This window comes from Kitasatospora sp. NPDC057595 (assembly GCF_042800875.1).
Taxonomy (GTDB): Bacteria; Actinomycetota; Actinomycetes; order Streptomycetales; family Streptomycetaceae; genus Kitasatospora.
The window spans coordinates 98,123-118,031 of record NZ_JBHVGL010000010.1; the positions used below are offsets into that span (position 1 = coordinate 98,123).

The window sequence follows — 19,909 nt, forward strand, 5'->3', positions numbered from 1 at the left end:
CGGGTGCGGTCTCGTCCTTCGCGCGGACGGATTGACGGTCCGTCGGATGGTCCTCTTGGAGGGCGCCGAGAAGAGCTCCGGCGCCCTACCCAGAAGGGGCTTTCCCGTGAACGAGCACGCACCGCAGCACCACCTTCCCAACCGCCCGCGCGGTGGCCGGCGCCGGGCGGCGGCCGTGACCGCCGTGACCGCCGCAGCCGTGGCCGGCGCCGTGGCGGCCGGCGTCCTGGCACCGTCCGCGGCCTTCGCCGGCCCGCGGCCCGACGCCGTGCAGCAGCGCCTCGATGCGCTGGTCGAGCAGGACGGAATGCCCGCCGCCCTCGCCACCGTCAAGGGCCGCGACGGCCGCACCCGCACCTACACCGCCGGTGTCGGCAACGCGACCACCAAGGCCAAGGTGCCGGTCGACGGGCAGATCCGGGCCGGCAGCAACACCAAGGCCTTCACCGCCGTCGTCGTCCTGCAGCTGGTCGCCGAGGGCAAGGTCGGCCTCGACACGAACGTGGACACCTACCTGCCGGGCCTCCTGCGCGGCGAGGGCATCGACGGCCGCACCATCACGGTCCGCCAACTGCTCCAGCACACCAGCGGCCTGCCCGACTACCTGGACAAGGAGGTCATACTCGACGCCCCCCGCCGCTACTACGAGCCGCGTGAACTCCTCGACGCCGCGCTCGCGCAGAAGGCCCACTTCGCGCCCGGCGCCCAGTGGGAGTACAGCAACACCAACTACCTGCTGGCGGGCCTGATCATCCAGAAGGTCACCGGACGCCCCTTCGGCGAGGAGGTCACCAGGCGCGTCATCGACCGGATCGGCCTGCGCCACACCTACGTCCCCCTCCCCGGCGACACGACGATCCACGAGGCCCACCCCCAGGGCTACCAGCGCGCCGCCGACGGGTCGCTGCGCGACTACACCGAACTGGACCCGGCCTGGGGCTGGGCGGCCGGCGCGGTCGTCTCGACCAACACCGACATCACCCGGTTCTACGGCGCGCTGCTGGAAGGCCGTCTGCTGCCCGCCGCCCAGCTCGCCCAGATGCGCACCACCGTCCCCGCCCGGGCGGCCGACCCCGCCGAGGCGGCCGGCCCCGCCATGGGCTACGGACTGGGCCTGGTGAGCCGCCCGCTGTCCTGCGGCGGCGTCGCCTGGGGACACGGCGGAACGATCCCGGGCTACTACACCGCCGGCGGCACCACCGACGACGGCCGCGCCGTGAACATCGCCGTCACCACGATCCCCGACGGCGACACCATGGACCACATCGCGCAGGCGGTCGACGAGGCGCTGTGCCGCTGACCCCGGCAGCTGCCACCCTGCCGCACCGCCCCACACCTCCCCCTCGCCTCCCGGTACCGGAGCCCCCGATGAACGAACACGCCCCACAGCACAGGGCACACCGCGTGCGCCTCGCACGGCACGCCACGACGGCCACGGCCGCCGCCGCCCTCGCCCTGACCGTCCTCGCCCCGTACCAGGCCACGGCCGTACCGCGCCCGGACGTCGTGCAGCAGCGCCTCGACGCGCTGGTGGAGCAGGACGGGATGCCCGCGGCCCTCGCCACCGTCAAGGGCCGCGACGGCCGCAGCCGCACCTACACCGCCGGTGTCGGCGACCTGGCCACCGGGGCCAGGGTCCCGGTCGACGGGCAGATCCGGGCCGGCAGCAACACCAAGGCCTTCACCGCCGTCGTCGTCCTGCAGCTGGTCGCCGAGGGCAAGGTCGGCCTCGACACGGCCGTCGACACCTACCTGCCGGGCCTCCTGCGCGGCGAGGGCATCGACGGCCGCACCATCACGGTCCGCCAGCTGCTCCAGCACACCAGCGGCCTGCCCGACTACATGAACGCCCCCGCGCTGGCCGACTTCACCACCATCCAGTACCGGTACTTCGAGCCGCGTGAACTCCTCGACGAGGCACTGGCCCAGAAAGCGCTGTTCCCCGCCGGAACCGGCTGGGACTACAACAACACCAACTACCTGGTGGCCGGCCTGATCATCCAGAAGGTCACCGGACGCCCGTTCGGCGAGGAGGTCACCAGGCGCGTCATCGACCGGATCGGCCTTCGCCACACCTACGTCCCCCTCCCCGGCGACACGACGATCCACGAGGCCCACCCCCACGGCTACCTGCGCACCGCCCCCGACGCGCCGCTGATCGACTACACCGAGATGGACACCTCGATGGCCTGGGCCGCGGGCGCCCTCGTGTCCACCAACACCGACCTCAACACCTTCTACACCGCGCTCCTGAAAGGCCGTCTACTGCCCGCCACCCAACTCGCCCAGATGCTCACCACCGTCCCCGCCGAGGTCCTGGGCCCCGGCGTCCGCTACGGCCTCGGCATCCAGAGCAGGCCGCTGACCTGCGGCGGCCTCGCCTGGGGCCACGGCGGCACCTCCCCCGGTCACCGCACCCGCGGCGCCGTCACCCAGGACGGCCGCGCCGCGAACATCACCCTCACCACCGTCCCCGACGAACCCACTGCCACACACCTCACCGACGCACTCGACACGGCCCTGTGCCGCTGACCACCCACCGGGCCGCCGGGCACGGACGCAGCGGGCCGGCCGGGCCGAACTCGAGGCGGACCAGCGGGACCTGCCGACCGTGCCCGGCATCGAGCCCGACCCACGGCCTGCGGCCGCCGAGCAGACCCACCTCCCTCACCGACACCAAGCCCAGGCATGCGATGCCCCCAGGAGCGGCCCGCACAGCTCGCCGAGCACGGAGTGGAGCGGCCTGGGCGGCCGGTGGGAGAGCTGGTGGCAGTGCCGGTGTCAGTGCCGGGCCGTGACATGCGGGGGCCTTGCGAAGGCCGGGAGTTGGTCACCCCGCCGGGTGACCAACTCCCGGCTGCCGCCATTCCGGTCAACGGCAGCCCCGAAGAGGGCGTACCGGTGTTCCCCGCCGGCCGGCTAGAAGAGGCCGGCGCGCATGTGTTGCGTGAGGTTCTCCAGGACATCGCGCAGCCACGGCCTGCGGGCGGCCGGCAACCGGACCAGCGTGTGCTGGAAGGTTCCCCGGTCGGCTCGGAACAGGTGGTGGGGACGCGGCGCGGGCGGGTCGTCGCGGAGAACGCCGTCAGGCATGGTTCCTGACACGGGGAGGAGGAGGTGTGGCTCGGGGAAGGCCATCCACATCCACACCCCGAACGGCAGCGGCACCGAGTAGGCCGATGCCGCCGGGCCGGCCGGACTCCAGAGTTCCCCCGTCTGCGGGTGGGTCGGCACGATGACCATGTCGGCATCCGTATCGGGGGCGGGCAGTCCGGGTCCGGCCAGGACGGCGCGCCGCGCCGGCTGGACCGCGGGCAGCAGGGCGTCGAGGGCACGTTGGAACACTTCCGCGATCAGACCGTGCGGGACGGTCACCGGCCGGCCGTCCGAGGCGGCCAGCAGGTGGGCCAGCGCCCGGCCGGCTGCCGCCTCCCACTGTGGGTTCCATGACCACCAGTGGTCCAGCCCGAGCGTCGAGCCCCATCTCGTGATCGGCACGCTCGGGGGTGAGGCCTTCCGCTCCACCAACAGTTCCGCCCAGGAGAGGATCGCGATGTCGCCGTCGACGACGGGCAGGCGGTGCACGGCGTCCGGCGCGAGCCAGACCGCCTGCCAGAGCGAGCAGTCGTCGATGCGGTTCGCCACGGGCAGGCCGCACGCCTCGCAAGCCATGTTGGGGCCGTCACCCCAGTCGAGGCCACAGCAGTAGCCACCGGCTCGCTCCGGAACGAGCACGGTGCCGCAGGTGTCCCCCGGTGCGATGACGATGGTGCCGGACGGGCCCTCGGACAAGGCGTGGACCGGAGCGTAGACGCCCCGCGCTGCCGCCTCGTCCGGATCGATCTCCTCCCACCTTCGCCACGGGTGCCCCCAGGGCTCCGGTTCCACGGCGAACGTACCCGGCTCCATGAGAACCGGGAGCTGAATCCCGTTCCCGTACCTCTGATGGGCGTGGGCCGGCAGCTCCACCTGGGACAGCGGCTCGGTCAGTCTGGCGCCACACCCAGCACACACAAAGACGAACACATGCCCTCCGCCGCAGAGACGCGGGGATCATCGCAGCTCCACGACGGACCGGCCAACGCGTTTTTGATCCGCCGCGCGCGACGCGGGCAGGGCGCGCCAGGCATCGACGGCGAGGAGGACATCCTGCCGCTGGCCGATACTCCCCGTACTACTATCGGACCCGCCTTCCACAGTCCGGGCGACGGGCTCGATCACGTTTTCTGGGGGATGAGAGATGGCCGTCGACTTCGACCTGCCGCTGGACGACACCGAGGAGGCAGCCGAACTCGCCGCCACGCTCACCGAGCTCGGCAACGACGGCTTCCTGCGTACGGTGGTCCGCGAGGGCTTCACCGTGCATCACCGGTCCACCGGCGCCCTGCTCGGGTCCCCGCCGGACAAGCGGGACGCATCCGGCTCCAGCCTGCTGCTGCGCGCGCTGCACCTGTGCTTCTGCGCCCACCTGCCGCTGAGCCTCTCCCCCGACCTGCTGTGGTACACGGTGGTCCACGAGGTCGCCACCCATGTCCGGCTGAACAGTGACACCTATGCCGAACTCTTCACCGACACCCCGGGCGAGAAGCAGCTCATCACCGTCCGTGACGACTCGCTGCTGCACGAACCCGACTGGCAACAGTCCCTCCACTTGATCCAGCGGCCTCTCCGGGAGCGGATCGGCGACGATGTCGCGGACCTTCTCCAGCCGACGTTCTCCACCACCACGCCCGTGGACGCCTCCGCGACCCTGGTCGCGCTGATGGACGTGGTCAGCCCCTACTACGACTTCCGCTGGCATACGCTCTGCGGCATTCCCCGGATCCGGCTGGAGGGCACCGCCCAGGACTGGCATCGGCTGACCGTCCGGGTCCGCGAGCTGGAGGGGCGGTTCGCGGGTCTGCGGCCGTGGCTGCGGAACCTGCGACCGGTGCTCGCCACCATCGCCGCCACGGCCGCCGGCGAGCCGGTCGACCAGGACTTCTGGCGGTCGATCTACAAGTGGCAGTCCGCCTCCGGCGGCGCGCGGGTCACCGGCTGGATCACCGCCTTCTTCGCCCACGGCTACCTCGCCAACGGCCCACAGCCGGCCGTCGGCGAGGTCATCCACGACGGCCGGTTCCCGTCCCACCTCTCCCGTGTCCCGTACAGGTGGCAGCGGCCGGACGGGATCCGCTCGATGGTCTTCCTCGGCGGAGTGCTCGGCATCGAACGCGACGGCGACTGGATCCGCCCGCGCCTGGGTTTCGCCGTCCTCGAACTCACCGACCGCCCCCTGCCCGAGGACTGGACCATCACCGACATCAACGCCTTCACCGGCCGCACGAACGCCACCCTCCTCCCCACCGACCAGTTGACCGCCATCTCCGCGGACTTCAGCCACCGGCTGTCCGCCACCCGGGCGATCTCCTTCGGCGACCACGCCGTGGTGGAAGCCGACGGCCTCTGGTACCCGGGCCACCTCGTCGAGCCGGAGTTCATCGCGACGCGCCCTTCCGGCAGTGACCTCGGCTCCGCCCTCCGGGCGCTCCCGCACTGACAACGACTGTCCCTCGGCGGGTCTTGGCACCCGCCCGTCAACTGTCCTCCCCACAGCCGTGCGGGGGCTTTCCCGCCATCGCCGACACCGGCAGAAAGCAGCAGGCCGAGCAGCGCCCGAAAGACGTCACAGCCCGCCTGAAGGAGCGACCACCGAATCCCCCGGGCTCGGCGCCGGTGGAAAGCCGCACGCGACCGCGACCTCGTGGCGCTCAGCACCCGCTGTTGTCGCGGACGACCGTGCGGCCGGGGTCGTCCGCGTCGGGGCAGGCCCGCTCCAGCGCGCCGGGCGTCGTCGAGGCTGCCGACGACCCCCGGCGGTCTGCGCCGGGCGGGGGCGGGTGTCCGGCGGGGGGGGTCAGCCGACCACCGGCAGGTCCAGTGTCGAGGCCCGCGTGCCGCCGTGGCCGATCAGGTAGGCGGCCCGCCCGTCGGCCGGGAGCAGTTCGAAGGAGTCGGGGTTGGCGGCCGCGACGCTCAGCCGGATCCGGTCGCCCGCGCGGAACAGCGCCGAGCATGGCTGCAGGTCGATCACCACCCGCTGGGCGCTGCCCTGCGGGAAGGGCGCGGAGTCGGCGCCGGCGTAGGTCCGGGGCGTGCGCAGCCGACGCCAGTCGGGGTTGTCGGCCCGGTCGGCCACGGCCCGTTCGGTGAGGGCGAGTTGACCTTCGGTGAGGTAGGTGACACGGCCGTCGGGGGCGACGTGCTCCAGGTAGACGTGCAACGCGCCCCGATCGGAGCCCGCCAGGCCGGTGACGTCGAGGGTGACCTTGCCGTTGCCGGTGACGCGGGTGTCCTCGGTCAGCGGGGCGGTGGTGTAGCTGAGCAGTTTGGCGTCCACGGCCGCGCGGTCGGGGTAGCTGACCGGATCGCCGCCGAGGTTGGTGTTCCAGCGGTCGGACTGCCCGGTGCCGGCGCTCGGGTCGAGGACCAGTTGGTCGGTGCCTGCGCGCGACGGGTGGCGGCGCTGGAGGGTGTGGTCCTCGCCGAGGTGGAACCGGCGGGTACGGGTACCGGCCACCGGCCAGCGGTCGGTGGTGCGCCAGGCGCCCTCGTTGAAGGTGTAGTAGTGCACCCGGCGGCGGCCGTCCGGGCGAGCCCCGTCGCGCACGTAGTGGTCGAAGAAGGCGACGACGCGTTGTTCGTTGTCGTGGCGTTCGGCGCTGGTGAGCGCACGGGCCGGTCGGAACGGGTCGGCGAACCACGTCGCGCCGTGGTTCCACGGGCCGATCCAGTCGTCCTGCGTGTTGGACAGGGCACTGAACTGGGAGAGCACGCCGTTGGCGGTACCCGCGTCGAGCCAGCCCGCCCTGGTGAACACCGGCACACCGCCCGCCTCGATGGCCTCGGTGCGTTCGGCGATACTGCCGGTCTTCCACGCCTTGAGCCCGTCCCGGTAGTCACGGTGCGTACCGGCGTGCGCCATCTCGACCTGGTTGACGTTGGCGACGTGCTCGGCCCGGGCGGCGGCCAGCAGCGCGGGACCGTCCGGGCCGTCCACCGGACGCGGGGTGACACCGTGCAGTCCGGCGAGGTCGCACAGCTCGCGGGTCTGCTCGTCGCTCTCGCACGTGGTGCCGCCGGTCCCGTCGAGGATGCGCAGCAGCATCGCGTACGGGCCGAGCCGGGGCTCGATGAGCACACCGCCCGGGCGCGCCAGGTCCTCGTAGACGTCGAAGTCGTAGGAGATCGGCGCGGCGGCGGCGATGTGATGGTTGCCGAGGGACGCGGCGAGCATGGCGGTGTCGCCACCGTAGGATTCGCCGGTGGTACCGACCCGGCCGTTGGACCACGGCTGGGCGGCGATCCAGTCACTGAGCGGACCCGCGTCGGCGGCGGCCTCGTCGCTGGGCTCGGAGGTCAGGGTCCCGAAAGAGGCACCGGTGCCGCGCAGGTCGGCGGTGACGTAGGCGTAACCACGGGCGGTCCAGCGGCGAGCGGCTTCAGTGATGCCGCCGCTGTCGCCGGCCTGCACCCGGGCGCGCCAGTAACGCTGCACGGACAGAACGGTCGGCAGAGCGGCGCCGGGAGCGGTACCTGCGGGGATGTAGACATCGACAGCGATACGCACACCGTCCGGCATGGTGATGTAACGCGACTGGAGCTGAGGATCCGCGCCGTCCTGTGGCACGGCGCCGCCGCCGGCCGCGGCGGCGGGTCCGGGGACAGCGGCGAGCGTGAGCACGGCGGTCGCCGCGAGCACCGCGGCGAGCCGACGGCGGGCCCGCGCGGGCGTGGCGGTGGGTGTGGTGGTGGCGGTGGGTGTGGCGGTGGCACGGCTGGTCCGGTGCACGGTACGACGATTCATCCGATGGCCTGGCCTCTCCTGATACGACGGAGTTCCCTGGCTCGTCCCCCTCGACCCGATAGGACCACGGACCGGCGGCAGACCGCCATGGCCACCACCCCTGGAAGAACCCTGACACAGCACGGGCTCCCTCAGGGTTCTCCCCGAGTCCGTTCTCCCCGGCTCCGCAACCGGCCAGGCGACGAAGCCCTCCACGCCAGCGGACCGACATCACCGCAACCGGACACCGGCCCGCCCGACCACGCAAGCCGGACCACCGGAGCCGGATGACGGGAGCCGGATGACGGAAGCCGTCCAGCCGTCAGTGGTGAAGCCGCTGTAAAGACCGAACGCGTTCGACAGCAAGGTGTTCCGGCTGATCCGGCCCTCGCCGCGCCCGGACCTCACCGCTGGCCCTGCCCGGCTGCCACCGTTGAAGTCACCCGGCACCTGCTTCATCGCCGAGCGGCCCGACGACGCAACCCGCTGGTCAACTCGCCGAGCCTGTTGTCGACACCGGCCGGCACCGTGCAGAAACCGACCACGCCGGTGCCACCCTCGCCTCACTCCCCCTGCGGGTGTGATCCTTGACGCCGATCCCCAGCGCTGCGACCGAGAAGGTTCACCGGGTGTGCCCGATGGCCGCGTTGCCTCGCTACGCTTCGCGGTCGTTGCGCTGGGGCGGGTAGACGTATGGAGTCGTGGTACTCAGGATGGCGAACCCGAGTCGTTGCAGAATGGGGCGGCTCTGGTCGGTTGCGTCGACCTGAAGGTAGCGGTAGCCGAGGCCGGCGGCGATCCGGGCGCGATGGGCGACCAAGGCCCGGTAGATACCCCGGCCTCGCCAGGCGGTCACAGTGCCGCCGCCCCAAAGGCCCGCGAACTCCGTGCCCGGGTTCAGTTCCATCCGCGCCGAGCAGACGGGCAGGTCGCCGGCCATCGCAACGACCATGCTGACCGTTTCCGAGTCCTGGGTCAGTTGGGCGAGCAGCCGCTGCCGCAGACCGGCGCCGCTGGTGCCGAAGGCCTGCTCGTGGACGTCCACCACGAGATCCACTCCCGCGAGATCGGTCACCGAGAGCAGGCGGACGCCCTCGGGCAGCGCGATGTCGGCCGGCAGATCCTGGATCCGGGCGACCATCACCGCTTCCTCGGGCTCCGCTGTGAACCCAGCCGACCGCAGCCGCCTCCCGAGATCGCCGGGCCGGTCGTGAGCGTATGCCTTCCACTCGAACTCGCGCCCCAGCGTGCCGAAGTAGCGCACCTGCGCCGCGATCGCCGCATCCGCCGTGGCATCGTCGAGGTCCGACCAGAGGACGCCGTTCCAGTCGTGATCCTCGCCGACCTGCCGCACGACGTCGCCGTCACGCTCGACGCGGGCTCCGGCACCGTCGGGCTGCGCGTCGCGCCTCATCTGGCGGTCGAACAGAGCGAGCACTTCTTCATGATCCATCCGCCCACTCCAGCATGAGGCGGGCGGCCTCGCCATTGAGTTTTGTCCTGTTCCTCGCAGACGTGACTGATCACGCGGCACGCGTCGGGAGACGGCCGCCCCCGTGGATGCCCTTCTCGCTGCGGATGCGGGCGCGCTCGCTGCGCTTGGCGGGCGTTGGTGTTGCGCCAGCGCAGGTAGGCATGCAGCGCGCGGGTCTGGACCGTGTGGTTCGGGTGGTTGGAGTTGGCGAGGGTGAACTGCCGCAGTGGTCCGAAGTGGGCCTCGATCGGGTTGGCCCAGGAGGCGTTGGTCGGGGTGTTCGATCCGATCGAGCTTGACGTCGCACTCGGGGTCTGTGAACTCCTTCCACGTCTTGGTGCGCTGGAAGGTGACACCACGCCGGGCGAGCAGGCAGCGCAGGGCCTCATGGCCGATCCGGATCACCCGGCCGTGAACCCGACGCAGGTAGGCCAGCAGTTTGCGGATGGACCAGCGGGTGAAAGGCTGCCCGAGCTTGGCCGGGCGGGTGGTGGCCGTCTGAACGACGAAGTCCTCGTCGTCAGGACTGAGCAGGCGGGGACGACCTCCCGCCCACCGAGGGTCCAGGCCGGCCAGGCCGATCTCGTTGAACCGATGGATCACATCCCGCACCGTGTCCTCGTCCGCCAGCACAAGCCGGGCAATCACCGGCACCCGGTTCCCACCTGCCGAGGCCAGCAGCATCATCGCCCGCCGATGCCGCACCGAGCTGGTACTGCCTCGTCGCACGATCCGCTGTAACTGCTGTCCTTCACGGTCCGTGAGTCTGCGGACCCTGACCGGCTCTGCCACCGCTCCCCTTCCGAGCTGAACGGCTCGCGACATCCAACCGGCCGATGGCCCGAGAGCGCCAACCCGGCGAACCTATGCGGTCACAGCACTAGCCGACCAGGCGGCGACGCCAGTCCAACGGAGTGACGGTGATGGCCCGGCCGGGGTCGTGATCCCACTCGGCGGTCAGGCCGACCGCTTCGAGGGCGGCCACGACCTCGTGGCCGGTGGCTGTCGTGGTCTCGGGCGAGTCGTCGAAGCCGCCGTAGAGGAGAATCAGTCCGTGGCCTGCTGCGGCAGCGTCCGTGCACTGTGCGTGGAAGTAGACGAAGCCCCGGGCTTCGGGCCCGCCTTCGCCGCCGATCTCGGACTGGCCGCAGCTACGGCAACACGTGAAGTTCTCGCGGGCGGTGATACCGGCCCCCTGCAGGGCGGTGAACGCGCGGGTGAGCCGCTCAGGGTCGGTCTCGCCCCGCCAGCCGGCCTGCTCCGCGACCCGCTCCACCCACAACCGGTCGGCCAGCGCCTGCGCCTGCTCGCGCGAGACAGGCCGGCCGTCCTCGGTGACCAGGAACTCCTCGGCAAGCTCGGCCAGTTCCGCTAGGGAGGCGTAACCGCCCACCAGCACTTCGCGGACGCGCTTCTCCAACTCCGCGCGCTCGCCCTCGTCGAGGCCGAGCGGCGGCACCTCACGGACGGGGCCCATGTCCAGCGGCGACCAGGCCGGACCACTGTCCCATCCGGCCTCCTGGCGGGCCCAGCCGGTCATCGCCGCACTCACGGCCTCAGGCCCGTCGACCATCGCCTGGAAGTGCCGGGCGGCGGTGCCGTCCCGGTACTCCAGCGTGTAGTCACCACCGGCCTGGTGCCAGACCTGGGCGAAGACGTCCGGCAGGTCGGGTATGCGCTGGACCACCAGGAACCGGTCACCGTCACCACCGATCCGCCGGACCAACCCGGCCAGCTCCTCGGCGGACACACGGACGTGCCGCTCCCCGTTCTCCGTCCTCACCACGATCTCGAGCATGCCCAGACTCTGACACACCCCTCTGACAGCCGACCTCCCGGAAACCGCGACGCAACTGCCGCTGCCGCGACCGCTCGACCAGCCCGGTACCTGGCGGCTGTTGGCCGAGGTCTGGCCACAGTCCCGACGACTGTCCCAATGAACCCAACATGACGGGAACGCTGGAACGGTGCCGGGACAGGGGTGCCCCAGGCCTGCCCCAACCCGAGGACGGCCCGGGGCCGACCCGCGGGCCGTTCGAGAGCGGGCACGACACCGTGTCCGAACCCGGACCGGGGGTGGTGTGTCAGTGCCCCGCGTCCGTGTCCGGGGCGGCGGGGTCGTGGGTGATGAGGTCTCCGGGCTGGCAGTCCAGGGCCGCACAGAGTTTCGACAGGGTCGAGAAACGGATGGCCTTGGCCCGGTCGTTCTTGAGGACGGACAGGTTGACGACCGTGATCCCGACCTGCGCGGACAGCTCGGTCAACGTCATGCCGCGCTCGGCCAGGAGGCGGTCGAGGTGGATACGGATCGCATGGGGTTCCTCTTCAGGCATCAGATCGTCCCTTCGAGGTCCTCCCGCATACGCACACCCTCACGCATGATCCGCCCCATGACCACCGCGGCCAGGCCCGCGAGGACCAGCACCAGCGGACCGGAGAGCGCCGGCCCGGCCCCGACGATCGGCGCCATGCTCCCCACGAGCCAGGACTGCGACCAGCCCGCGACCAGTCCGGCCACCACCGCGCCCACCGTGACGAACCAGCCCAAAACGGTCAGCAGCCGCGCGACCTCGACGGTGAACGGCCCACGGGACAGGACCGCCTTCATGAGCCGGGAGAACAACAGCAGCGCCATCGCGCCGAACAGCAGCCACGGCAGTTCACCCCCGAGGTCGGCGGCGCGCTGCCCCACCGACGGATTCCCCTGACACAGACGCGAGGCACTGCTGGCCGCGTCCACACCCTCACGCACCGGCAGGTCACCGGCCAGTGTGGCATTGGCCCAGAAGCCCGTCTGCACGCACACCGCCCCGTCGTCGAGCATGCGCACAGCCCCCGTCCCGAGGAACGCCAGCCCGCACAGCACCGCCAGCACGAACGTCACCGACGCCAGCACCTTCGTCAGCCGCGTATCCAACTCCCACCCTCCGCGCATCGATTTTCGATATGTTCGACGTTACTCGACCATATCGATAATCGACAAGCCCGGTCAGGAACCCCGGGCACACCGCAGCGTCGGCGGCGGCGCTCGGGCGGAGGCTGCAGGTGTGGGCGGCGATGCCCCGGTGACCGGCGCCGAAGCACTGTGCGGCGTCGCCTTCAGCGGGGCGGCCTCGCCTTTCCGGCGGACGGCGTGGAGTGGAGGCCCGGGCGTCACGCCGTCCGCCGGCACGCGGCGAGGTTCAGCGGAAGAGGACCGAGCGGTAGGTGGGGCTGGCGATCTTGATGTCGGACTTGGGCTCGAGGATCGCGTCGGGTCCCCCGCTGCAGTCGGTGTTGTTGTAGAGGTATGCGTCCCCGTCGGTTTCGTTCGAGAACTCCCTCCAGCCCGTGAGGGTCGGCTCCTTGGGGTCACTCGGGATGACGTGGCATCCCGTCGGGTTGGTCAGCGACCAGTAGGTCGCGTAGTCGCAGCCCCAGGGCCCGCACTGCTCGATGGCGACCAAGAAGTCGCCGTTGGCTGCGGCTGCGGCTGGTGCGACCGGGACCGCCTCGGCGTATTCGCCGGACGTAGCCTGCGCCGGGACGGCTACACCCAGCAGGGACAGGGCCGCCGCGACCGGCGCGGCAAGCATCGGGGGGAGGGAACGGCTCCGCATGAGGGGTTCCTTTCATCCGGCAGCACGGGCGTTGCCCGCTGAGCTGCCACGGGAAGGTCGACGTCCTGCACCAGGCCCGCTGCCCGGGAACGTCGCCTCGGCTGCCCTACTTCTCCCCAGGTCGCAGGGGACCGTAGGCCTGGCAGCACTCGAACAGCCGTCCATCGCCTTCACAACCAGGTGTCCGGCGGGAAGCGGCTCACCCGGCACGGTCCGGGCCCCGGACGTGCAGCACGCAGGGCCCGGGAACGCAGTCACCGTGGTATTCCACATCGGCCAGGAGCAGCGGACCCGTCAGCAGTGCGGCGACCTGCCCCAAGGAGCGCCACAGCAGCGAGCCACCGACCGAGCCGTCGCGGACGGTCGGCCCGCCCAGGCGCAGGTGCAGACGCACCGTCCGCCGCGCCGGCGGCACCAGCTCCGGAACGGCTTCGGCGATATCCACCAGGCGCAGCGGAGCGAACAGGCACTCGAACCGTAGCCGCCACCGCCGACACAACAGTGGCCGGCCGGCGAGCGGCTCGGGGAGGTCGGTATCGTCTGCACCCGGCACGACCCGTACGAGGAGGCACCCGTCGATGACCGGCTACCCGAACCCCGACACCGACGCATGGGCCGCCGACCTGCGGGACTTCGCCGAACGGATCGTGAGCAGCCTGGGCGGCGACCCGCAGTGGCTGCGCACCAACCCCGACTGGGCGATCGGGCTGCTCGACCGGGAGATCGTCGAGGGCTTCGACCCGACCGCCATGGACGAGGACGAACGGCACCGGTTCCGGGCCATGCTCATGGCCGTCACCGGCGAGTTCCTCATCCACACCCATGGCGCCCACTGGGCATGGCTGCCCGACGACACGTCACCGCTGGGCGGACGCTGGGTGGTCACCGGATTCGCCCACCCCCTCGGCCACGCGACCCGCCCCGTGGACATCGGACGGATCGCCAACGACGCGTTGTCGCTCCACCAGGTCCAGGTGATCGACCTGATCAGCACCGCCGAACACGAGGCCGGCCTGCCCGCGACCACCTGACACCCGCCACAACGCCGCCGGTCAGCAGGGGACGGCCTGGGCGCCGATCAGCCCTTGTCCGGTGGCGGCCGCCCACCGCCAGGTGGGCGCCAGGTCGTCGAGGAGAGCGGCGGTGTCCTCCGGCGAGGCCTCCTCCAAGAACTCGTTCAGCCTCTGGTCGGCGGCGGCCCGGTCGGCGGGGTGGAGCGTGAGGGCGGCTTCGACGGCGGGCAAGGCGGCCCGCACCTCGTCCGGCGGGACGACGAAGGTGCCGAACCAGCCGGGCAGGACGCCGAACCGCTCGTGCCCGAGCGCGTGGGCGAGCCCGATGGCGGGGTAGCCCTTGCGGCACGCGGACTTCAGGAACGGGCCGGCCTTCTCGTAGCCGCCCCAGACCTCGAAGAGCAGGTCGAGATGGTCGTCGAGCAGGTAGGGGGCGGCCAGGTCGTGGAACTCCAGGACGTCGGGGACGTCCGCGCCGCCACGCGCCCAGCGCTGCAGGCCCGCGCGTGCGGCATCCGAGGCGGACTGTGCCTCGATCACCGGGCCGAGCACCGGAGCCACCTCGTCGATCACGGCCGCGGGCACCGGCATCACCACCCAGAATCCCGTGAAGCTCATGCCGTGAGCCTACGCGCACGGTACAAAGCCCCGACCGCGGCGGCGGCGCGCGCCACCCGGCGGGCCGTGACCGCATGTGCGGGCGGCCCTCGGGCGGGGTGGGGCGTGCCGTCGGCGGCGGCCGGCTCAGGCGGCGGCGGTCGGGGCGGTGGTCGCGGCGGCGGTCGGGGCGGTGAAGGTCTCGCGCGGGCCGAAGTCGCTGTAGGTCACGGAGGTGACCGTCGTGACGGTCGACACACGGGCGTCGGGGACCTTCATGGTCTGCCGCAGGGCCAGGACCCGGCCGCCCCGGTCGATCCAGATGTCGAAGTCGATGGCGGTGACCCCCTTCGCGCTCATCCGCTGGTGCTCCTTGGGGGCGAGGCTCTTGATCCGGTCGATCGTCAGGCGCCCGCCGAGGTGGTAGGCGGGCACGCCGTTCTTCTGTTCCATGCCCTTGCGGGCGGCGGGGCCGGACTCGGCGAGCGCCTTGGCATAGGTGGTGGCGGTGTCGGACGCGGAGTCGTCGGAGGAGGTGCCCGAAGGAGTCCAGGTGCTTCCCGGCTTGGTCTTGTCGCGCATGAAGATGCCCTTGCCGGTGTTCACCACCTCCACCCAGAGCAGTGGCTCATCGCTGCCGCCGACGAGCGTCTTGGTCTCCGTCCGGCTCTCGGTGACCGGGGTGTTGACGTTCGTCCGGCCGGTCGAGGTGATCGTGGACTGCTCACCGCCCGCGCCCGTCGCCACCACCGTCATGTTCATCGTCGCGGCGTACGGCGTCAGGTCGGGAGTGGTCAGTGCCTGTACGGGGTCGAACGCTCCCGAGGCGTCGACCGGCGCACCCGTGGCACTCGGGGCAGCCGTGGCGGTCGGCGTGACGCTCGCGGTCGCGCTGGGGGTGGCGGCCGGGGCGGACGTGGTCGCGCTGGGCGTGGGCGCCGGAGCGGGAGCGGATGTGGTCGTACTCGCGGCGGCCGAGGTGCCGGCCGCCGTCGGGGCGGACTGCGTGTCGTCGTTGCAGGCGGCCACGGCCGACAGGGCGAGCAGCGAGGCGGCGGCGGTCAGGGTCGTGCGGCGGATCGTCAAAGTGGTCTCCGGTCGGCGGATGTCGTACGTGGACACACTTTCACGAAACATGCCCACCGATCGAAGGAATTTCCGCCCGGGCCCGTGCCGGGGATGGAGGCGGGGGCGGGGCCCGGTGTGGACGGGCCCCGCCGTGGGTGGGTCAGCCGATGCCCGTGACCGAGAGGGCGGTGGTCCAGTTGGTGCGGATCGCGGTGCGGGCGGCGGCCAGGGTGATGACACCGCCGCAGACGGCGTTCTTCAGCTTGGTCTCCACGCCGTCCTTGGTGGAGGAGTTCTTGGTGCCGGAGTGCGGCTCGGGCCACAGGTTGCCCGGGTCGCGGGGAGCGCCACCGAGTTCGAGGGGAACGAGGTGGTCCTCCTCGTAGTCGGCCATGTTGGTGTCGCTGTAGCCGTAGTCGACGATGCCCTGGGCCTTGAGCGGGTTGGTGTAGGACGTCGGCGGGCGGACCGTGGCGGTCCAGCCCGCCACACATATCGTGGAGCCTATGGTGGCCTGGGTGACGGCGCCGTTGTACGAACCGGGCGTACAGCGGGGGTCGGGCAGCGGCAGGTAGGACTGCGAGCAGGTGGCGGCGTGCGCACCGCCCGTGCCGGCGACGAGCGCCGCACCGGCCAGGGCGACCGCCGCGGTGGCGGAGACGAGACGTTGACGGGTCATCATGGGACGTCTTCCCTTCAAGCCTGCGACCGGCCCCGCACATCGGGGATGTGCCCCATGACAGCACCCGGCCGGGGCCGTCCGGCACCCACCGCGAGATGAACAACGGTCAACCGGCGCACGTGCGGACGGACCCCGGCCGGTCCGTCCCAGGGATGAGCCGCCGTTCCCACCGCAGACGGATGACCGCCCCGCCCGCCCCGGCGAGGCTTGAGCGGACCCCACCGCCGCCCGGCAGCCCGCAGGCCCCACAGGAGACCCCGTGCGCGAACGGCCCGCAACACGCCGCGTCACCGTCCACCTGCCCACCGACCTCGCCGAATGGCTCCACTGCTTCGCCGAGATCTCCCACCAGACCGACGACGACGTGGTCCGACGGCTCGTCGAGGCCGAGCGGGCCCGCGTCGAGGCGAACTGGGAACGGCCGGGGCCGGAGGACGCCTGACCGCGCACCGCCGAGGTGGTGGAGGCCGGCGGGGGCGGGGACGCCGCGGCCGGTCACGGCGTGGCGGGGGCGCCGTCGCCGCGGGTCCGGACGACGGCGCCCAGCCGCCACGCCTCGATGTCGCGGTACCGGATCGGACCCGGACCGCGGCCGATGTTGCTGCCGACGAGGTGCAGGCGTTCGGCAGACCATGTCCGGCCCGCGAAGGCGGCGAGGCCCGCCGCGAGGCGCGGCACACTGGTGGGATCGTCGCGTCGGGCGCGGGCCAGCGTCAGGTGGGGGTGGAGCGCGCGGTCCCTGAAGCCGATCCCGCAGGACCTGACCTGCTCCCGGACGTCGGCGGCGAGGGTGTACAGTCCCTCCAGGTCCCCGTCGATCCCGCTCCACAGCAGACGCTGGTCGAAGTGGCCGCCGCCCCGCAGGCGCAGGGCCGGGGCGGGGTGCGACGCGGCGGTGCTGGCCAGCACGGACCGCAGCGGCGGCACGGCCGTGGAGGGCAGCTCGCCGAGGAAGGCCAGCGTGATGTGCCAGTCCTCGATGCGGTTCCACCGCAGCCCCGGGTACGCGGCGTAGGCGGGCTGCAGGGCCCGGGCCAGTTCGTCCTTGGCGTCGTCGGGCGGGGCCAGTGCCACGAAGACACGGAGGGTCGGGGGCTCGGGACCATCGTTCACGAGGGGAGGCTAGCCGAGGGCCGGCCGCCCCCGCGCGGGCGGGGCCGACGGGCGCGGCCGGCGGGCCCCGGCGCCGGTCCGGGTCAGGGCAGGGCAGGGCAGGGCAGGGCAGGGCAGGGCAGCAGCGTGTTGTCCGCCAGCACGCCGCCCCGCAGCCCCGCCCGGTCCTGCGGGACCACCCCCGTGGACTGCACCCGCCGCCCAGGAGTGTCCGCCGCCCGTTCGTGCCCCGGCCCGCTGAACCCGCAGCCGCCGGGTGCGCCACGAGTGCCGGACGGCCGCGCGGCACCGGCGGCTGCCCGACTTCGCCGCCGGTAGCAGCTCAGGTTGTTGTTCAGTCGACGTCCACGACCCCGGGCCGGAGGAGGTCTTCGTGCTCTCCGGCGTCTTCAACGACGGCGAGCGGGACTATCCCGCGGGATCGTTCATCCACGCACCCGCCGGGTCGTCGCACGTCCCGCAGATGACGGAGGGCTGCACGCTCTTCGTCTTCTACCCCGAGGGGTAGCCGGCCCACGGCCCGGACAGCCCTGACGGCCCGGACGGCCCGGACGTCTCGGCGGTGGGGTGGTGGGGTGGTGGTTCAGGAAGGGGCTGAGGGAAGAGCGTCGACCCCGACGGCGTGGCCGGGGCGCCGTCGGGGTCGGGGTAGGGGGCGGCCTGCGCTTCGGTCAGGGAGGCGTCGGCGGCCCGGGCGGGGCGGGGCCCGCCCGGGTGGTCAGCTGAACCGGAAGAGAGCGGTGTGGGTGGTGCCGTCGGTCAGGCCGAGCGTGAACAGCCGGCAGGTCCCGGCGTAGGAGGACGAGGTCTTCCAGACGAAGGTGTAGGTGTCACCGGCCGGGTCGTAGCGCAGGGCGCTGCCGCCCGCGGTGACGGCGGGCGCGGGCGGGTCGAGCGGGGCGCCGGTGACGCAGTCGACGTTCCGTGCGGTGGGGTAGCCGCGGGCGATGACGTCCGGGCCACGGTCGCCGCCGAGGCTGAACTTCATCGGGAACGCCCGGCCGGCGTGGCCCTGGTTGACGGCGGGCGGGTCGGCGACCGGCGGCTGGAACCCGCCGAAGGGGTACTCGTAGGTGTACCGGGCGGCGACACCGGTGGCGCTGCTGCCGGCGGGGGTGGTCACCGTGACGTCCACGGTGCCGCCGACGCCTGCGGGTACGGTCGCCTTGACGGTGAAGTCGTCGACGACGGTGACGCCGGTGGCCGGCGCGGTGCCGAACCGGACCGACCGCGCGCCCGCCAGGTGGGTACCGGTGATCGTGACGGTTCCGCCGCCCGCCGCCGGGCCGTGACCGGTCCGGACCCCGGTGACGGTGGGCGCGACGGTGGCCGTGGCCACGGCGTAGGGGCTGCTCCCGGTGGCGGCGGTGCCGGTAACGGTGTTACCGGCGGTCTCGATCACCGACACGGTGTTGGAGCGGCTGTTGGTCACGTAGACGGCGCCGCCGGCCGGATCGGCCGTCACACCGACGGGCGTCCCACCGACGGCGACCGTGCCCGTGACGGTGCCGGCCGCGGTGTCGATCACCGACACCGTATTGGCGTTCTGGTTCGTCACATAGGCGTGCGCGCCGTCCGGGGCGACCGACACTCCCCCGGGACCGGACCCGGTGGGGATGGTGCCGGTGATGGTGTTGGTGGCCGTGTCGATCACCGAGACGTTGCCACTGTTGAAGTTCGCGGCGTAGGCGCGGGAGCCGTCCGGGGAGACCGCGACCGCCATCGGCATCCGGGCGTTCGCGCCCGCGATCGTGGCGCTGAGCGTATTGGCGGCCGTGTCGATCACCGAGACCGTGCCGCCGATCAGGTTGGCGACGTAGGCGCGCGTCCCGTCGGGGGTCACGGCGATGCCGAAGGGCTGGCTGCCGACCAGGACGGTCGCGGTGACCGTCCGGGTGGCGGTGTCGATGACGTCCACGCCGCCGGTGCCCGGGCTGACGTAGTGGCCGACGTAGGCGCGGGTGCCGTCGGGCGAGAACGCCACCGGTCCGGGCAGCCGGCCGACGGGGACGGTCGCGGCGACCGTGTTGGCGGCGGTGTCGATCACCGACACCGTGCCGCTGCCGTTGTTGACGACATACGCCTGGGAGCCGTCCGGGGAGACCGCCACCCCCTGGGGCCCGGTGCCGACCGGGACGGTCGCGACGGCCGTGCCGGTCGACGGGTCGAACGCCGTCACCGAACTCGACCGCAGGTTGGCGATGTAGACCAGCCGGTGCGCGGGGGCCGGGTCGGCCTGGTGCGCCCGGTCGGCCTGGTCGGCGGCGTGGGCCGACGACACCGGTACGACCGCGCCCAGGGCGCCGAGCGCGCCGGCCACCGCGGCGGCCAGCGCACGGCGCCGTAACCGTCGAAGTCGGCCCGGGGATCCGGCCCGTCCGCTGGGGACCACTGTCATGCCATCCACCTCTCTGCACGACGGCGCGGGGCGGGCGGGGCGGACCCTGATCACGGCAGGCCGCCACCCGCCGGTCGGCGTGCGCATCCTCTGACGGCGAACCCGGCCGGCCGCCGGGCCACCCCGGGAAGCTTGACCGC

Annotated in this window: 18 protein-coding genes and 2 pseudogenes; 6 read left to right on the top strand and 14 right to left on the bottom strand. The window is 72.4% G+C overall.

Annotated features, from left to right (window positions below; translation table 11 throughout):
• Positions 1-106 precede the first annotated feature (106 nt).
• On the top strand, positions 107-1,300 hold the full coding sequence (locus ACFU9E_RS17375; RefSeq protein ID WP_380689785.1) for a serine hydrolase domain-containing protein: 1,194 nt from the start codon (positions 107-109) through the stop codon (positions 1,298-1,300).
• 68 nt (positions 1,301-1,368) lie between these two features.
• Entirely contained in the window at positions 1,369-2,532 is a 1,164-nt protein-coding gene (locus tag ACFU9E_RS17380) for a serine hydrolase domain-containing protein (RefSeq protein WP_380689783.1), read from the top strand.
• Between the two features lie 387 nt (positions 2,533-2,919).
• On the opposite strand, the gene ACFU9E_RS17385 is transcribed toward ACFU9E_RS17380, so the two are convergent.
• Positions 2,920-4,026, bottom strand: coding sequence for a hypothetical protein (locus ACFU9E_RS17385; protein WP_380684265.1), 1,107 nt, complete (start codon positions 4,024-4,026; stop codon positions 2,920-2,922).
• Positions 4,027-4,240: 214 nt separating this feature from the next.
• Here ACFU9E_RS17385 and ACFU9E_RS17390 point away from each other — a divergent pair, with 214 nt between their 5' ends.
• Complete coding sequence (locus ACFU9E_RS17390; protein ID WP_380684264.1) at positions 4,241-5,539, top strand: DUF4419 domain-containing protein; 1,299 nt, start codon at positions 4,241-4,243, stop codon at positions 5,537-5,539.
• A 357-nt stretch (positions 5,540-5,896) separates the two neighbouring features.
• On the opposite strand, the gene ACFU9E_RS17395 is transcribed toward ACFU9E_RS17390, so the two are convergent.
• The 8 genes and pseudogenes from ACFU9E_RS17395 to ACFU9E_RS17430 form a co-directional block, all read right to left on the bottom strand.
• The gene (locus ACFU9E_RS17395) at positions 5,897-7,831 is read right to left on the bottom strand and encodes a CocE/NonD family hydrolase (RefSeq protein ID WP_380684263.1); all 1,935 of its coding nucleotides are present in this window, start codon (positions 7,829-7,831) and stop codon (positions 5,897-5,899) included.
• A gap of 649 nt (positions 7,832-8,480) precedes the next feature.
• Positions 8,481-9,278 carry a GNAT family N-acetyltransferase gene (locus ACFU9E_RS17400; RefSeq protein ID WP_380684262.1) on the bottom strand — a complete coding sequence of 266 codons (798 nt, stop codon included), beginning with the start codon at positions 9,276-9,278 and terminating at the stop codon, positions 8,481-8,483.
• Positions 9,279-9,348: 70 nt separating this feature from the next.
• Positions 9,349-10,091, bottom strand: a pseudogene (locus tag ACFU9E_RS17405) (transposase).
• Between the two features lie 88 nt (positions 10,092-10,179).
• Positions 10,180-11,097 carry a DUF6891 domain-containing protein gene (locus tag ACFU9E_RS17410; RefSeq protein ID WP_380684261.1) on the bottom strand — a complete coding sequence of 306 codons (918 nt, stop codon included), beginning with the start codon at positions 11,095-11,097 and terminating at the stop codon, positions 10,180-10,182.
• Positions 11,098-11,383: 286 nt separating this feature from the next.
• Positions 11,384-11,632 carry a helix-turn-helix transcriptional regulator gene (locus ACFU9E_RS17415; protein ID WP_355363610.1) on the bottom strand — a complete coding sequence of 83 codons (249 nt, stop codon included), beginning with the start codon at positions 11,630-11,632 and terminating at the stop codon, positions 11,384-11,386.
• Complete coding sequence (locus ACFU9E_RS17420; RefSeq protein ID WP_380684260.1) at positions 11,632-12,216, bottom strand: DUF2975 domain-containing protein; 585 nt, start codon at positions 12,214-12,216, stop codon at positions 11,632-11,634. The genes ACFU9E_RS17415 and ACFU9E_RS17420 overlap by 1 nt, the downstream gene beginning before the upstream one ends.
• Positions 12,217-12,481: 265 nt before the next feature.
• Complete coding sequence (locus ACFU9E_RS17425) at positions 12,482-12,874, bottom strand: hypothetical protein (RefSeq protein ID WP_380684259.1); 393 nt, start codon at positions 12,872-12,874, stop codon at positions 12,482-12,484.
• 223 nt (positions 12,875-13,097) lie between these two features.
• Positions 13,098-13,343: a hypothetical protein gene (locus tag ACFU9E_RS17430; RefSeq protein ID WP_380684258.1), complete on the bottom strand. Its 246-nt coding sequence runs from the start codon at positions 13,341-13,343 to the stop codon at positions 13,098-13,100.
• Positions 13,344-13,476: 133 nt separating this feature from the next.
• On the opposite strand from ACFU9E_RS17430, the gene ACFU9E_RS17435 reads away from it, so the two are divergent.
• A complete protein-coding gene (locus ACFU9E_RS17435) occupies positions 13,477-13,929 on the top strand; it encodes a hypothetical protein (RefSeq protein WP_380684257.1) in 453 nt (150 codons plus the stop codon).
• A gap of 21 nt (positions 13,930-13,950) precedes the next feature.
• On the opposite strand, the gene ACFU9E_RS17440 is transcribed toward ACFU9E_RS17435, so the two are convergent.
• From ACFU9E_RS17440 to ACFU9E_RS17450, 3 genes are all read right to left on the bottom strand, one after another.
• A complete protein-coding gene (locus ACFU9E_RS17440) occupies positions 13,951-14,529 on the bottom strand; it encodes a hypothetical protein (RefSeq protein ID WP_380684256.1) in 579 nt (192 codons plus the stop codon).
• A 126-nt stretch (positions 14,530-14,655) separates the two neighbouring features.
• Entirely contained in the window at positions 14,656-15,630 is a 975-nt protein-coding gene (locus ACFU9E_RS17445) for a hypothetical protein (protein WP_380684255.1), read from the bottom strand.
• A gap of 106 nt (positions 15,631-15,736) precedes the next feature.
• A complete protein-coding gene (locus ACFU9E_RS17450) occupies positions 15,737-16,258 on the bottom strand; it encodes a hypothetical protein (RefSeq protein ID WP_380684254.1) in 522 nt (173 codons plus the stop codon).
• A gap of 259 nt (positions 16,259-16,517) precedes the next feature.
• On the opposite strand from ACFU9E_RS17450, the gene ACFU9E_RS17455 reads away from it, so the two are divergent.
• Positions 16,518-16,700: a hypothetical protein gene (locus ACFU9E_RS17455; protein WP_380684253.1), complete on the top strand. Its 183-nt coding sequence runs from the start codon at positions 16,518-16,520 to the stop codon at positions 16,698-16,700.
• A gap of 53 nt (positions 16,701-16,753) precedes the next feature.
• On the opposite strand, the gene thpR is transcribed toward ACFU9E_RS17455, so the two are convergent.
• Positions 16,754-17,371, bottom strand: a complete 618-nt coding sequence (gene thpR, locus ACFU9E_RS17460) for an RNA 2',3'-cyclic phosphodiesterase (RefSeq protein ID WP_380715111.1) — start codon at positions 17,369-17,371, stop codon at positions 16,754-16,756.
• A 340-nt stretch (positions 17,372-17,711) separates the two neighbouring features.
• Here thpR and ACFU9E_RS17465 point away from each other — a divergent pair.
• Positions 17,712-17,879 (top strand): annotated as a pseudogene (locus ACFU9E_RS17465) (cupin domain-containing protein); the annotation flags it as partial.
• A gap of 210 nt (positions 17,880-18,089) precedes the next feature.
• Here ACFU9E_RS17465 and ACFU9E_RS17470 read toward each other — a convergent pair.
• A complete protein-coding gene (locus ACFU9E_RS17470; protein WP_380688689.1) occupies positions 18,090-19,769 on the bottom strand; it encodes a PxKF domain-containing protein in 1,680 nt (559 codons plus the stop codon).
• Positions 19,770-19,909 lie beyond the last annotated feature (140 nt).